Origin of the sequence: Nocardiopsis protaetiae (assembly GCF_045446735.1) — a bacterium.
Classification (GTDB): Bacteria; Actinomycetota; Actinomycetes; order Streptosporangiales; family Streptosporangiaceae; genus Nocardiopsis; species Nocardiopsis protaetiae.
On sequence record NZ_JBJJBV010000003.1, the window covers coordinates 1 to 14,611 of the forward strand.

General features: G+C 72.1%; 13 protein-coding genes. 6 read left to right on the top strand and 7 right to left on the bottom strand.

Translation table 11 applies throughout. From position 1 onward, the window contains the following. Positions 1 to 29: 29 nt before the first annotated feature. The gene (locus ACJOT3_RS00745) at positions 30 to 701 is read right to left on the bottom strand and encodes a hypothetical protein (protein ID WP_406967624.1); all 672 of its coding nucleotides are present in this window, start codon (positions 699 to 701) and stop codon (positions 30 to 32) included. Positions 702 to 933: 232 nt separating this feature from the next. On the opposite strand from ACJOT3_RS00745, the gene ACJOT3_RS00750 reads away from it, so the two are divergent. Further along, a complete protein-coding gene (locus tag ACJOT3_RS00750; protein ID WP_406967626.1) occupies positions 934 to 1,500 on the top strand; it encodes a dihydrofolate reductase family protein in 567 nt (188 codons plus the stop codon). 114 nt (positions 1,501 to 1,614) lie between these two features. Here the strand turns inward: ACJOT3_RS00750 and ACJOT3_RS00755 are convergent, their stop codons facing one another. Both ACJOT3_RS00755 and ACJOT3_RS00760 read right to left on the bottom strand, forming a co-directional pair. Then, positions 1,615 to 3,180 carry an MFS transporter gene (locus ACJOT3_RS00755; RefSeq protein WP_406967628.1) on the bottom strand — a complete coding sequence of 522 codons (1,566 nt, stop codon included), beginning with the start codon at positions 3,178 to 3,180 and terminating at the stop codon, positions 1,615 to 1,617. Further along, positions 3,177 to 4,139 (bottom strand): zinc-binding dehydrogenase, encoded by a 963-nt coding sequence (locus ACJOT3_RS00760; RefSeq protein ID WP_406967630.1) that lies wholly within the window; start codon positions 4,137 to 4,139, stop codon positions 3,177 to 3,179. The genes ACJOT3_RS00755 and ACJOT3_RS00760 overlap by 4 nt, the downstream gene beginning before the upstream one ends. Before the next feature lie 98 nt (positions 4,140 to 4,237). Here ACJOT3_RS00760 and ACJOT3_RS00765 point away from each other — a divergent pair, with 98 nt between their 5' ends. Then, positions 4,238 to 4,879 carry a TetR/AcrR family transcriptional regulator gene (locus ACJOT3_RS00765; protein WP_406967632.1) on the top strand — a complete coding sequence of 214 codons (642 nt, stop codon included), beginning with the start codon at positions 4,238 to 4,240 and terminating at the stop codon, positions 4,877 to 4,879. A 14-nt stretch (positions 4,880 to 4,893) separates the two neighbouring features. On the opposite strand, the gene ACJOT3_RS00770 is transcribed toward ACJOT3_RS00765, so the two are convergent. The 3 genes from ACJOT3_RS00770 to ACJOT3_RS00780 all read right to left on the bottom strand — a co-directional run bounded on the left by ACJOT3_RS00770 (position 4,894) and on the right by ACJOT3_RS00780 (position 7,307). After that, positions 4,894 to 5,328, bottom strand: a complete 435-nt coding sequence (locus ACJOT3_RS00770; RefSeq protein WP_406967634.1) for a CoA-binding protein — start codon at positions 5,326 to 5,328, stop codon at positions 4,894 to 4,896. A gap of 138 nt (positions 5,329 to 5,466) precedes the next feature. Continuing rightward, complete coding sequence (locus ACJOT3_RS00775) at positions 5,467 to 6,186, bottom strand: response regulator transcription factor (protein ID WP_406967636.1); 720 nt, start codon at positions 6,184 to 6,186, stop codon at positions 5,467 to 5,469. A gap of 248 nt (positions 6,187 to 6,434) precedes the next feature. After that, complete coding sequence (locus tag ACJOT3_RS00780) at positions 6,435 to 7,307, bottom strand: NmrA family NAD(P)-binding protein (RefSeq protein WP_406967638.1); 873 nt, start codon at positions 7,305 to 7,307, stop codon at positions 6,435 to 6,437. A gap of 605 nt (positions 7,308 to 7,912) precedes the next feature. On the opposite strand from ACJOT3_RS00780, the gene ACJOT3_RS00785 reads away from it, so the two are divergent. Together ACJOT3_RS00785 and ACJOT3_RS00790 are read left to right on the top strand one after the other, a co-directional pair. Next, a complete protein-coding gene (locus ACJOT3_RS00785; protein WP_406967746.1) occupies positions 7,913 to 9,190 on the top strand; it encodes an FAD-binding protein in 1,278 nt (425 codons plus the stop codon). 3 nt (positions 9,191 to 9,193) lie between these two features. After that, positions 9,194 to 10,996 carry a gamma-glutamyltransferase family protein gene (locus tag ACJOT3_RS00790; RefSeq protein ID WP_406967640.1) on the top strand — a complete coding sequence of 601 codons (1,803 nt, stop codon included), beginning with the start codon at positions 9,194 to 9,196 and terminating at the stop codon, positions 10,994 to 10,996. 61 nt (positions 10,997 to 11,057) lie between these two features. On the opposite strand, the gene ACJOT3_RS00795 is transcribed toward ACJOT3_RS00790, so the two are convergent. Further along, positions 11,058 to 12,023 carry an SAM-dependent methyltransferase gene (locus ACJOT3_RS00795; protein WP_406967642.1) on the bottom strand — a complete coding sequence of 322 codons (966 nt, stop codon included), beginning with the start codon at positions 12,021 to 12,023 and terminating at the stop codon, positions 11,058 to 11,060. Between the two features lie 422 nt (positions 12,024 to 12,445). On the opposite strand from ACJOT3_RS00795, the gene ACJOT3_RS00800 reads away from it, so the two are divergent. Together ACJOT3_RS00800 and rfbB are read left to right on the top strand one after the other, a co-directional pair. Beyond that, positions 12,446 to 13,510, top strand: coding sequence for a glucose-1-phosphate thymidylyltransferase (locus tag ACJOT3_RS00800; RefSeq protein WP_406967643.1), 1,065 nt, complete (start codon positions 12,446 to 12,448; stop codon positions 13,508 to 13,510). A gap of 76 nt (positions 13,511 to 13,586) precedes the next feature. Continuing rightward, positions 13,587 to 14,564 carry a dTDP-glucose 4,6-dehydratase gene (gene rfbB / locus ACJOT3_RS00805; protein WP_406967645.1) on the top strand — a complete coding sequence of 326 codons (978 nt, stop codon included), beginning with the start codon at positions 13,587 to 13,589 and terminating at the stop codon, positions 14,562 to 14,564. Positions 14,565 to 14,611: the final 47 nt, after the last annotated feature.

Below are 14,611 nucleotides of genomic sequence, written 5' to 3' on the forward strand. Positions count from 1 at the left end.
CGTGCTCTCCGCTCGGCGCGGGCTCTCGCTCAACGGACCCCCTCCACCTCCCGGGGCACGCGGCTGCGGCCGCGGACCAGGCTCACCCCGGCGACGACCAGGGCGGCCATGCCCAGCAGCCGGCCCAGCGGCAGCAGCGCCATGGCCATGGGCCACAGCACCGACACCAGGGACAGGACGGCGGGGACGGCGGCGATCCACGCGGTGACGCGCACCGGGCGGGTCCACCCGCCCGAGCCCGCCAGCGCCGCGACGAACACACCGAGCGCGACCACGTGGACGACCCCGCCCGTGACGAAGGAGACCGACCGCACGTTGACCGCGGCCTCCACCGACAGCTGGGGCACGAGCACGGACAGGACGACCGCGGTCACGGCCGACACGAGCATGGCGGCGACGGCGGTCCACCCGGCCACGGCCGCGACCCGGCGCGGCACCGTGTCCGCCTCCCGGGAGGGCGTGCGCACGGTGCGGGCCACCACGACGGCCAGGCCCAGGACCGACAGCGTCTGAAGGATCGCGGTGACCACCGACGCGGTGCCGTTGGCGGCCAGGAAGGCGTACACCTCCTCCGCGGGCGTACCCGGGCGCGGGATGTCACCGACGGCGAACATCCCGGCCACCGGGCCGACGGCGAGGTAGAAGACGAGGAAGCCGAGGGCTCCGAGCAGCGGGACGAAGGTGCGGGGGGTCGGGTTCATGGGAGGTGCCCTGCCTTTCTTTTCGGGTCCCCTCCACGGTCCTGCGAACCGGCCTCGCTTTCATCGCCCCGGGCACGTATCCGCTGCTACGGCACCGGGCGTACACCGGCGCGAGGGCCCGGCCGCCCCCGGCGAAAAAATCCCCGAGAAAAATCCCGGCGCGGTGTCGATCCCACCGCGGCCCGTTCGACGAGAGGGTGTAGGCACGGACAAGAAGCGAGGAACTCCCATCATGCGCACTCTGATCGTCACCGCGTTCGTCTCCGTCGACGGCGTCATGGAGGCCCCGGGCGGGGAGTCCGGCTACCGCAACACCGGCTGGACCGTGGACTCCGTCGAGTTCGACGAGGCGGCCTACGAGATCAAGGCCCGCGAGCAGGACGAGGCGACCGCCATGCTGATCGGCCGCCGCAGCTACGAGGCCTTCGCCCCGGTGTGGCCCTCGATGACCGAGGAGTTCAAGGGCTACAACGCCATGCCCCGCTACGTCGTCTCCACCACCCTCACCGGGCAGGACGAGCGCTGGCCCGCCACCATCCTGCGTTCGCTGGACGACGTGGCCGCCCTCAAGGGGACCGAGGGCGGGCCGATCATCGTCCACGGCAGCGGCGAGCTGGCGCGCGGCCTCGCCGACGCGGGCCTGGTCGACCGCTACCACCTGCTGGTCTTCCCGGTGCTGCTGGGCGCGGGCAAGCGCCTGTTCAGCGACACCGACAAGGACCTCACCAAGCTGAAGCTCGTGGAGAGCGAGGCGTACCCCAACGGCGTTCAGAAGCAGGTGTTCGAGGTCGTCCGCTGACCCGGCGGCGGTCCGTGCGGCCCTTACGGTCCGGGCGGTCCGGCGGGGCGCGGGAGGCCGGGGAGCGGCCGGGCGCTGGCCCGCTCCCCGGCCTCCCCGCCGGCCGCGGCCCCTTCAGTCGCCGACCGTCCCGGGCGCGGTGTCACGGCCCTGCGGCGGTGCCGGCTCCGGTTCCCGGCGGAGCACCGTGAGGGTCACCACCGCCAGCACCGCCAGCAGGGGGACCAGGACGAGCGCGTGCACGTGCAGGCTGTGCACGAACGCGCTCCGAGCGGTCTCCACCAGCGCTCCCCCGAGGTCTCCCGGCAGGCGTTCCGCCGCCGTCAGCGCCGCGGGCAGCGTCTCACCGGCGGAACGGGCGAGATCCCCGGGGACGCCCTCGGGCATCCGGTCCCGGACCCGGGCCCCGTAGACGGCGGTGGCCACGCCGCCGAGGACGGCGATCCCCAGGGCACCGCCGAGTTCGGCCCCCGTCTCGGAGATCGCCGAAGCCGCCCCGCTCCGCTCCCGCGGCGCCGCGCCCACGACCAGGCCGGTGCCCAGTGCCATGAAGGGCGACAGCCCGGCGAACAGCGCCACCGAGCCCGCCACGACCAGGCCCGGACCCCCGTCGGCCAGCACGAACAGCACCGGCCCCGCCACGGCCAGGGCCGCCCCCGCGCCCATGGGCACGGCCGGGTGGACGCGGGGCACGAGCCCGGAGGCCACCAGGGCGGTGAGGGTGCCGACGACCGCGGTCGGGGCCTGCCACAGCCCGGCCGCCAGAGGTTCCAGGCCCACCACCAGTTGCAGGTACTGCGAGGTCAGCAGGGTCGTGCCGAACAGGAGGGCGCCGACCACCGTCATCCCCGCCACGGGAACCGCGAAGGCCGGGTTCCGGAAGAGGGCCGGGTCGACCAGGGGGGCGGACAGCCGCCGCTGGCGCCGCACGAACGCCGCCCCGATGAGCAGACCCGCGGCGACCGAACCCAGCGAGGCCGTCCCCGGCCCGTCGGAGGCCAGCCCCTTGACCCCGTACACGAGCGTGAGGGGGGCCGCCAGGGACATCACCACGCTGGCAGGGTCCGGAAGCCCGGCGCCGGAGCCCCGGGACGGGGGCACCAGGAACGGGGCGCACACGAGCAGCACCACCATGGCCGGTACGGACACGAGGAACACCGAGCCCCACCGGAAGTACTGGAGCAGTGCCCCGCCGACGATCGGCCCGAGGGCGCCCCCGCCCATGAACGCCATCGTCCAGATCGTGATGGCGCGGGCGCGCTGCGCGGGGTGGGTGAACAGCCCGCGGATGACGCCCAGGGAGGACGGTGCCATCGCGGCCGCCGCGACCCCCTGGACGGCCCGCGCCGCGATGAGCGCTCCGGCGCCGGTGGAGTACGCGGCGAGGACCGAGGCCCCGGCGAAGGCCGCGGCCCCCAGGAGCAGGACGCGGCGGTGTCCCAGCCGGTCGCCCAGCGCACCCATCGTGATGAGGAAGCCGGCCACCGTGAAGCCGTAGACGTCCATGATCCACAGCAGCTCGGCCCCGTCGGGCTCCAGGTCGGAGCTCAGCCGCGGCAGTGCCAGGTAGAGCACCGACATGTTCATCATGACCAGGACCGCCGGAACGCCCAGGACCGCCAGGGCGGCCCACTCCCGGGCCCCGGCCCGGGCGGGCGGCCGACGCGGACGGCGGCTCACCGGACGTCCGCGCTCTCCGTGACCAGGAGTGTCTTGCCGATGGTCTCCCTGGCCTCGATCGCCGCGTGCGCGGACGACGCCAGGGCCAGCGGGAACGTCTGGCCGACGAGCGGGCGCAGCCCTCCCTCGGCGGCCGTCCGCAGCACCTCCCCGACGAGGGCCCGGTTCTGTGCCGGGCTCGGCGCGGAGGACAGGCCCAGGACGCGGATCGAGCGGGCGGCGAGGGCCTCCTCGCCGGGTCCGGCCTCCTCGCCACTGGCCATCCCGTACCGGCTGACCCGTCCGCCCGGCCCCAGCAGCTCCACGGCCTCGGTGCCGATGGCGCCTCCGACGCCGTCGAACACGACGTCGACCGGGCCGCCCGCCGCGTCCCGCACCCGCCCGGTCCAGCCGGGCAGGGAGTAGTCGACGTGGACCGCCCCGAGGGACGCGACCACCTCGCCCTTGCGCTCGCCCCGGGCCGCGCCGACGACCCGGGCTCCCGCGTTCGCCGCCAGCTGGACCAGAAGGCTGCCGACACCGCCGGAGGCCGCCTCCACCAGGACTTTCTCCCCGGGGGCGATCTCGGCCTGCCGGTGCAGCAGCAGGGCCGTGCGGCCGTCGGCCAGCAGTGCGACCGCGTCCCGGAGACCGAGGCCCTCGGGGACCGGGAACACCGAGTCGGCCCCGGCCACCGCGAGTTCGGCGTAGCCTCCCACCCCTCCCGTCGTGGCCACCACGGTCGTCCCCACCAGGTTCGCGTCCGCCCCCGGGCCGACGGCGAGGACCCGCCCGCCGACCCCGTTGCCCGGCACGCGGGGCAGCCGGGGCGCCCCGAAGGGGCCGTCACCGGAACGGGTCTGGGTCTCCACGAACGTCACGCTCGCGTACGCGACCTCGACGAGCACCTGGCCGGGCCCGGGAACCGGGACCCCGACCCGCCGGGGCCGCAGCACCTCGGGACCTCCGGTCTCCTCCATCACCACACACAGCACGGCAGACCTCCAAACGGATAGATTCGCTCCCTTTGGAAGCTATAACGGAGCGTTTCACTCCGCAAGTGGCTAGAGTGGAGCCCATGAGCCGACGAGCACCCAGGCAGGCGGAAGCCGAACGCAACGACCGCGCGCTCCTCGAAGCCGCGAAGAAGGTCATCGCCGAGGACGGCGTCCACACGTCCGTGGCAAGGATCGCGGACCGCGCGGGTGTCGGGATCGCCAGCCTCTACCGGCGCTACCGCACCAAGGACGAGCTCTTCCAGCGCCTGTGCACGCTGGCGCTGGAGCAGTGGATCGAGGCCGCCGAAGAGGGGCTGGAGTACGACGACCCCTGGGAGGGCCTCGTCCACTGCGTGATCGCCGCCACCGAGTTCAGCGGCGGCGCCCTGGGAGCGCTGGCCGGGACGATCACCGTCACCGACACGATGGCGGAGAAATTCACCCGCTCCGACGAACTGCTGCGGGCCCTGGTGGACCGCGCGCACCGGGCCGGGGCGCTCCGCACCGACGCCACCGCCGTGGACATCTCCCTGCTCATCGAACAGCTCGGCAGGGCCTCCCTACCCCAGCGGTTCGAGGCCAAGGGCCGGGCGGACCTCGTGGAACCGGCACGCGGGGCCCGTCGGCGCACCATCGCAATCGCCCTCGACGGCCTGCGCGCCGGCCACCCGGAACTGCCGGGCCGACCGCCGGCCCCCGAGCTGATCACCGAACGCTGGTGATCGGCGGAAGCGGGTCATCCGCCGATCAGGAGGCGGACCGCGCGGACCGCGCGGTCCGGCGGGAGGCCTGGGCGGCCGCCCGGTCCGCCTCCTGGCAGTACACCGCCCACCGGCCGAATGCCCGGTCCGCTCATACGCAAGGACCTCCACCCGGATCGCCGGACGGAGGTCTCCTCGGAAAACCTACCGGTCACCCGCCCGGCATCGCCGGGCCCGTGCGTGATCTCACCGCGCTCGCCCCACCGGTTCGCGGGGCAGGTGCCCATCGGCACCCCGGCCTCCGCCGTGCGCCGGAACGCCTCCTCGTCGACGACCCCGAGCCGGAACCACACGCCGCGGGCGCCGATCGCGACGGCCCGGTCGGCGGACTCCCCGGCCGCCTCGGAGCGGCGGAGGACGTCGATGGTCCTCCGGTCCGGCCACGGCTCGGTCATGTCGGTGGACGACATCCCCGCCGCGCCGCCGATTCCCGGTCCGGCATCGCCGCGGGCCCCGTCGGCGGACGCCTCCCCGTTGGCGGCGCCACGGCCGCCGCACCCCTCACCGCCGGCGGAACCGCCGCTGGGACCGTCCGGGAGCCGACCGGCTCAGGACGACTCGTACGAAGCGTCCGGGGCGTTGAAACGGAAGCCCACACCGCGGACGGTGACTATCCAGTCCGGTGCGCCGAGTTTCTTGCGCAGGCTGCTCACGTGGGTGTCGATCGTCCGGCTGGCCAGGGGGGTGACCTCGTCCTGGACGACGTTGAACTGCCACACCCGACGCAGGAGTTCGGCGCGGGAGAAGAGGGAGTCCGAGTTGGAGGCCAGCAGGTGGAGCAGTTCGAACTCCTTGCGGGTGGCCTTGACCGACCGGTCGCCCACCCGCACCTCCCGTGTCGTGGGATGGATCGACAGCTCGCCGAAGGCGAGCGCCGACGACGAGGAGACCCGGGAACGCCGGAGGAGGGCGGTGATGCGCGCCATGAACTCCCGGCTGGAATAGGGCTTGTCGATGCAGTCGTCGCACCCGCCCTCCAACGCCAGGATCCGATTCATCTCCGAGGACGTGAACCCGATCATGGGGATGTCGCTCGCCTTGCGGATCTCCCGGCACAGGGTCAGGCCGTCGAAGTCCTCAAGGTCGAGATCGACGAGGACCAACTGGAATTCTTCATACCTGGAAATCGCCTCGGCACCGGTCGAGACCAATTCCCTGGAGAACCCGTGCCTCCGCAGGTCCTTGAGTATTTCATCGCAACCCTCGCAGTCCGCGACCACCAGGACGGGGGGACCACTCCGGGCCACACCGCAATTCTTCTCCACCATGAAAAACGACCATTCAGTTCAATTGCGCCGACACAAGAAAGAATGAACGAACGCCCCTCGGGGGATTGATCTATTTTAAATTCCTAAGAATTCTTCTAAGATAAAACTCGAACATTGGTATTTTTATCACGACATGGGGCCATCTGTAAAGAGGTGGTTTGCGATCGGCCCGCCATCGGAGCGCAGCGGCAATACCCCAGCTCAAAGGCTTTTACAGACGCGCATGTCCTCGGCTTTCGCCAAAGGCTTTAGTGAAGAACCGGACGCAGGTGCGCGTACGCCCAGGCCGCCAACGGGCTGGGAGTGGTGGTGACCACGTCGCGCGGCTGTTCGGGGACCAGGTCGCGGGTGCCCGCCGCCATACCGACGATGCCCTCGACCGCTCCGGACCGCAGACCCGCCGAGCGCAGCACCGCGCGCAGGTCGTCGTCGCTCATGTGGTGCACCCGGATGTCCCGGTCGAGCACCTCGCTGAGGATGGCGGCGACCTGGCGGTAGCTCAGGTCCTCCGGGCCGTGGACGGCCTGGACCCCCTGCCCCCGCCAATCGTCGTTCAGCAGCCGGGCGGCGGCGACGTCCCCGATGTCGCGGGGATCGACCCAGGGCAGGGGCCGGTCGGGGTCCGTCGTCGTGGTGAGCACACCGCACGCGAGCGAGTCGGCGGATGCCAGCAGATTGGTGAAGAAGTACCCGGAGCGCAGGTGGAGCACGTCGACCCCGGTGGCCTCGAACCGCTGCTCGATCCGGGCGAGGCCGTCGATATGGCCGGCGCCGCCCCGTTTCTCGGCCCCCACGCTGCTCAGCAGCACGATCCGGTCCACCTCCCCCGCCTCCGCGGCCCGCGCCAGCGCTTCGGCGGTCCGCAGTGAGGCCTCTACCGGCTCGGGGGACGTGTGCGGCGTGGGATCGACCCACAGGACGGTCCGGGCACCGGCGACCGCCGCGCGGACGAAGGCACCGTCGGTGAGATCGCCCTGCCTGACACCGACCCGTCGGCGGGTCTCCTCCCCGAGCCGCTCCGCGTCGCGGACCAGCACCGTCGGCCGGACGCCGGCCTGGATCAGCAACCGCACCACACGCGAGCCGACATGCCCGGTCGGCGTCGTCACAACGATCGTCATGGAAGTGAACTTCCCTTGAAGAGTCAACGGGGACCGGCCCTCACGTCCCGGGGCCGGGTCCGGGCAGCACGCCGTGATCCACCCGACGAACGCGTCGGTGGCGGGGGAACGCGGTCGGCACAGGCGACGGAGCCGATCAGGACCTTACCGGCCGACCTGCTGTTCCGCCGGGTTATCGACGAATCCGGGCCGGGCCGCGCCCTCGCGGGCGCCGGGGCGGCGGCCGCCGTCGGGGCCTCCCGCGCCGCGATCGCCCGACGGCGCCGTCGGGCGATGGGCGGAAGACAGCGACAAACAGACTTTGAAAACAGTTTGAGAATACCTGAGTGCGCCTGATCTCCGCCCCTGGATACGCTTCACCGTGACCAGGGAACGGCAGTTTTCGCCAAGGGGATTACATGACCGGAACGAACACCGACCCGACCGGAAAAGTGATCGGATTCGATCCGTCCACAAAGAAATGGATAACCGAGGAATCCGGGGTAGCGCACTTCCCACTCGCCCCCGTCCCCCGCCTGGAGGGCGTCCTGGCGGTCGACGACGCGTCCCGGGACGCGGTCTCCGCCGACCTGGGAAACCTCTCCTCCGAGAAACCGGGTGCGGTTCTGCGTCCCGGTTCGGCACGCGACGTGGCCGAGATGATCGCATTCTGCCGTGAGCAGGGAATTCCGGTGTCCGGCCGCGGCCGGGCGCACACCACCTTCGGCCAGGGACTCTCCCGCGGACTGGTGGTCGAGAACCGTTGTCTGAACCGCATCCATTCCCTCGGACCGGACTCCGCCGAGGTCGACGCCGGCGTCCTGTGGAGGGACCTGGCCGAGGCGGCCTACGACCGGTCGCCGCGGCTGACGCCCCCGGTCCTGACCGGCTACACCGGGCTCACCGTGGGCGGGACCCTGTCCGTGGGCGGCGTCGGGGGCATCGTCGGCGGCCTGCGCACCGGACTCCAGGTCGACCACGTGCGCGAACTGGAGGTGGTCACCGGGACCGGGAACATCGAACGCTGCTCCCCCACCCGCAAGAGCGACCTCTTCGAGGCGGTGCTCGGCGGGCTCGGCCAGTGCGGCATCATCACGAGGGCGACCATCGACCTCGTCCCCGCCCGGGAGCGGGCGCGCACCTATGTCCTCGGCTACACCGACGGCGACACGTTCTTCCGGGACCTGCGCGCGGTCATCGACCGCGACGGCGTCGACCACGTCTACGCCGAGTTCGTCGCACCCGGCTCCACCCCGACGTTCACACTGCTCGCGACCGCGTTCTACGACTCCCCCGCCCCTCCGGACGACCGGGAGATCCTGAACGGCCTGGGCGCCTCGCCGGACATCCAGGACCGGGGGTACATGGACCACGTGCTCTCGATCGACGACCTCATCGACCCGCTGTGCGCGACCGAGGGCTGGGACCGGCTGGTCAAGCCGTGGTTCGACACCTGGCTCCCGGGCTCGAAGCTGGAGGACTTCTTCGCCGACGTCCACCCGACCCTGACCCCCCGGGACATCGGCCCCTACGGAGCCGGACTGATCTACCCGCAGCGGAGGTCGCACGCCACGCGCCCGCTGCCGCGCGTCCCCGAACCGCACGGGTCGGAGTGGATGTTCGTCGTGGACGTCAACACCGTGTCCGAGACCCCCGACCCGGAGCCGGGCTTCGCCGACTCCATGCTCGCGCGCAACCGCCGCCTGATGTCCCTGACCCGGGAGCGGCACGGCGGCGTGCTCTACCCGATCGGTTCGGTGGAGATGACGGAGTCGGAGTGGCGCGACCACTACGGTGACGCCTGGGACGGCCTCCGTGCCGCGAAGGAGCGCTACGACCCCGACCACGTGCTCACCCCCGGCCCCGGCGTCTTCGGGGCCCCGGGAATCGCCGGGGAGGTGTGAGGCATGATCTCCCGACCGGAACTCATCGGAGACATCGGAGCGGTCTCCAGCACCTCGCCGCTGGCCTCGGGCGCCGCGATGGCCGTCCTGGAGCAGGGCGGCAACGCCTTCGACGCGGCCGTCGCGGGCGGGCTGGTCCTCCAGGTGGTGGAACCCCACTCCAACGGCCCCGGCGGCGACGTCGCGATCGTCGCCCAGCGCTCGGGCTCGGAGGACGCCTCCGTCATCTGCGGGCAGGGGCCGATGCCCGGCGGCGCGGACCTCGCGCACTTCACCGGCCTGGGCCTGCGCCAGATCCCCGGGTCCGGACTGCTGCCCGCCACCGTCCCCGGCGCGATGGGCGCCTGGCTGCGGTTGCTCGCCGACTTCGGCCGGCTCCCCCTGGAGACGGTGGCGGAACCGGCGATCGGATACGCCGCGAACGGCTATCCGGTCATGCCCGACACGGCGAAGGCGATCGGCGCGCTCGTCCCGCTGTTCGAGGACGAGTGGGCCTCCTCGGGCAAGGCCTACCTGGTCGGCGGGCGCGCCCCGGCCGCCGGGGAACGGCTCGCCAACCCGGACCTGGCCGCCGTGCTGAGGCGGCTCGTCACCGAGGCGAAAGCGGGGGGCGCCGACCGGAACGCGCAGATCGAGCGCGCCGAACGCGCCTTCTACGAAGGCTTCGTGGCAGAGGCCATCGACGGGTTCGTCGCCTCGACCGAGGTGCTCGACGCCTCCGGGCGCCGGCACCGGGGGCTGCTCACCGGCGAGGACCTCGCGGCCTGGCGGGCCGAGGTCGAGCCCGCGCTCCGCCTCGACTACCGCGGGCTGACCGTCAACAAACCGGGCCCCTGGTCCCAGGGCCCGGTCTTCCTCCAGCAGCTGGCCCTCCTAAAGGGCTACGACCTGCGTTCGCTGGCCCCGGACGACCCCGAGTACGTCCACCTGCTGACGGAGGCGGCCAAGCTCGCCTTCGCCGACAGGGAGGCGTGGTACGGGGACCCCGCCGTCCACCCCGACTCACCGCTCACGACCCTGCTCTCCGCGGAGTACACCGCCGCCCGGAGGCGGCTCATCGGGGACCGGGCCGACCCGGCGCCCGTCCCGGGAACCCCGGGCGGCCGGACCTCCGGGGTGCCGGCCGTCGAACCCGACCCGGCCCCCGACTGGGGCGGGGACTGGATGGGCCAGCTCCAGAGCGGGATGCCCACGGTCGTCCTACGGGCCACGCTCAAGCCCAGCGATACCTGCGCGCTCGTGGTCGCCGACCGGTACGGGAACCTGGTCGCCGCGGTCCCCAGCGGGGGCTGGCTCAAGAGTTCGCCCGTCGTTCCCGGGCTCGGCTTCCCGCTCGGCACGCGCGGGCAGACCATGTGGCTGGTCGAGGGGCACCCGAACGCGGTCGCCGGGGGCAAGCGTCCCCGCACCACCCTGAGCCCGACGCTGGTCTCCCGCGACGGCAGGCCCCACCTGGCCTTCGGCACCCCCGGGGGCGACCGCCAGGACCAGTGGACGCTGGAGACCTTCCTGGCCGTGGCCGAGTTCGGCGCGGACCTCCAGCAGAGCACCGAGGTGCCGCTGTTCCACACCGACCACTTCCCGTCGTCGTTCACCCCCCGCGGCCGACGGCACGGGACGATGGTGGCGGAGGCCGGGATCGGCTCCGAGGCCGTGGCCGAACTCCGGCGCCGGGGGCACGTGGTCGACGTGGTCCCCGAGATGTCCCTGGGCGCCAAGGCCTGCATCGTGGGCGCGGGCCGGGACGGGTTCCTGCGCGCGGGCGCGGGACCGCGCGGCCGCCAGGCCTACGCGGTGTGCCGCTGACGGCTCGGCCGCCCCGTGGCCCCGAGGGGCCACGGGGCGGCCGGCGGCCGGCCGTCGCGGGCTACCGCGCGGTCAGCTCGTAGAAGCACGTACGGGGACCGGCGGCCGCGTTGGTGATGACGCGGTCGCAGCGCAGCCGCGACCTGCGGAACACGTCCAGCCACGCCGTCCGGTCCCGCGGTACGCCCTGGCCGGTCAGCACGTGCACGAGGAAGAAGTCGGAGTCGTTCTCCCGGTTGTCGTAGCGGAGTTCGGGCTCCCCGAGCAGGAACACCTTTCCGTCGGTCACGACGTCGGCGAGGCGGTCCAGGACCGCGATCACCGCGTCCTCGCCGTCCCGGAAGAGTTCGTGCAGCACCCCGACCCCGACGAGCACGTCGGCGGCCGCCGCCTTCTCCGACCAGGTGTCGGGGGCGAAGGCGTCGGCGACCTCGAAACTCGTACGGTCCGCGAACCCCTCCCGTTCGCTGTCCGCCCTGGCGTTGTCGATGGCGGCGCGGGAGATGTCGATCCCCGTGCCGTACAGCTCCGGCAGCCGCGCGCACAGCTGGAGGACCAGCGACCCATCCCCGCAGCCGATGTCCAGGATGCGGCGCGGCCGCCGTCCCGCGAGGGCCTCGGCGACGAGTCCGACGTAGGACACCGTGGCGACGGTGCCGGAGTGCCTGCTGAGCGCCCCGCCCGCCCGGACCACATCCCGCCCGTACTCGGCCTTGTTCGTGATCAGGTCCGTCATCCGGGCGGTGACCGGCGCGTACGCCTCCAGGTAGAAGCCGAGCCGGGCCAGCGCGATCTCGCCGGTGAGGAGGGTTCCCTTCGGGGACAGCCGGTAGCGCCCCCGCCTCCGGTCCAGGACGCCGCAGACCCGCAGGTAGTCGAGGAACCCGCGGCCGGTCCCGGTGTCCCCTCCGCCGAGGATCTCCGCGGGCGACGCCCACTCCCGGGCGCGCAGGCGGTCGAGGCATCCGGACTCGGCGAAAGCGTGGATCGACATGCACAGGTGCATCGAGCTTATCAGTTCCGGCATACCGGAAAGGTGATAGGAATGCCATAGGCCGATCTGCTCTTCATTCCACACTTCAACGAGGTCCGGCGCGTCCAAGGGAAACTCCTCAGGGTCTTCACGGGGAAACGCGATTCGGGTTCTCACCCTTTCGCGGACGACCATTGCGCCCCAGGGTAACTTTCACCCGAAAGCAGGACAATCAGGGGACCGACAGAGAAGAATCAGAGGACCTTTAAAACCCCCGGAGACACCCCGACCCACCGTCATCGCACGTCAGCGGCGCACGGGGCCGCGCGCCCGGGGCCGCGGGACGGCCCCGGGCGATCCGCGGCCAAAGAAATCCTTGAGAATATCTTCAGTTCCCCTGATGGAATCACCGCCGGCGAAAAGGAAAGGATGCACCGTAGACCACCTTTCGACTCCCCTGAGGAGGCCCTCGGACCATGAAGGCTCTGGTGCTGGCAGGCGGGTCGGGATCGCGGCTGCGCCCGATCACCCATACCTCCGCCAAACAACTCGTCCCGGTCGCGAACAAACCCGTGCTGTTCTACGGCCTGGAGTCGATCGCCGCGGCCGGAGTGCGCGAAGTCGGAATCGTCACCGGCGACACGGCCGCCGAGATCGAGAACGCCGTCGGAGACGGGGGCCGTTTCGGCCTTGAGGTCACCTACCTCCGGCAGGAGGCGCCGCTGGGACTGGCGCACGGTGTGCTCATCGCCCGCGACTACCTGGGCGACGACGACTTCGTCATGTACCTGGGCGACAACTTCATCGTCGGGGGCTTCGCCGACCTGGCCGCCCGCTTCCGGCGGCACCGCCCCGCGGCCCAGATCATGCTGACCCGCACCAGCACGCCCCAGGCGTTCGGAGTGGCCGAACTGGACGCCGCCGGGCGGGTGGTCGGGCTGGAGGAGAAGCCGGCCCACCCCAAGAGCGACCTCGCGCTGGCCGGGGTGTACATGTTCACGCCCGCCGTGCACGGGATCGTCGCGAACCTCAAGCCCTCCGAGCGCGGCGAACTGGAGATCACCGACGCCATCCAGGGGCTGATCGACACCGGTGAGCGGGTCGACTCCACCATCATCACCGGCTACTGGAAGGACACCGGGAACGTCGACGACATGCTGGAGGTGAACCGGAACGTCCTGGAGACGCTGGAGCCGCTGGCCGAGGGGACCGTCACCGACAGCGAGCTGGTCGGGCGCGTGGCGGTGGCCGAGGGCGCCCAGGTGGTCCGCTCGCGCATCGTCGGCCCCGTGACCGTGGGGCCGGACGCGGTCATCCGCGACTCCTACGTCGGACCGTTCACGTCCATCGAGGGCGGCTGCCGGATCAGCGCGAGCGAGATCGAGTACTCGATCGTGCTCCGCGGTGCCTCGATCGAGGGGATGCGCCGCATCGAGCGCTCCCTGATCGGCCGGGAGTCGCAGATCGTCCCCGCCCCGCCCACACCGCGGGCGCACCGCCTCGTGCTCGGCGACCACAGCCAGGTGCGGATCAGCACCTGAGCCGTCCCACCGTCCCCCTTCCCCCCGCCCCACCGGCACGGGGCCCGTCGGCATGGGCGAAGCGAAAGAGAGAGCGATGAGAATTCTGGTCACCGGCGGTGCGGGCTTCATCGGCTCGCACTTCGTGCGCGCACTGCTCGACGGGCGCTCCCCGTCCCGTGTGCGGGAGCCGGTCACGGTGCTCGACAAACTGACCTACGCGGGCAGCAGGTCGAACCTGGGGGCGGTCGCGAAACGGGTCGACTTCGTCAGGGGTGACATCTGCGACGCGGACCTGCTCGCGAAGCTCCTTCCGGGCCACGACGCGGTGGTCAACTTCGCCGCCGAGTCGCATGTGGACCGCTCCATCGCGGACGGCACGGCGTTCGCCCGCACGAACGTGCTCGGCGTGCAGACACTGATGCAGGCCTGCCTCGAAGCCGGGATCGGCAGGGTCGTCCAGGTCTCCACGGACGAGGTGTACGGAAGCATCGAGCGGGGGAGCTGGAGCGAGGACGCCCCGCTCGATCCCCGCTCCCCCTACGCGGCGGCCAAGGCCGGGGGCGACCTCATGGCCCTGGCCTACGCCCGCACCCACGGCCTGCCGGTGTGCGTCACCCGCTGCGGCAACAACTACGGCCCGCGCCAGTACCCGGAGAAGATCATCCCGCTCTTCGTCACCAACCTGCTCCGCGGCGAGCGCGTCCCGGTCTACGGGGACGGGCGCAACGTCCGCGACTGGGTGCACGTGGACGACCACTGCCGGGGCATCCGCACCGTGATGGAGCACGGCGTCCCGGGCGAGGTGTACCACGTCGGCGGCACCGCCGAGCTCACCAACCTCGAACTCACCGGGCGGCTGCTCGCCGCTTTCGGGCAGGGCTGGGACAGGGTGGAGTGGGTCCCCGACCGCAAGGGCCACGACCGCCGCTACTCCCTCGCCGACGACAGGCTGCGCGCCCTGGGCTACGCGCCCGAGGTCGACTTCGAGCGGGGGCTGGCCGAGGTGATCGACTGGTACCGCGCCCACCCCTCGTGGTGGGAGCCGCTGCGGGCGGCCATGGCGGAGTCGTAGCCGCCCGGTCGGGTACCGGTCGGCCAGGGCGGCCGACCGGTACCCGG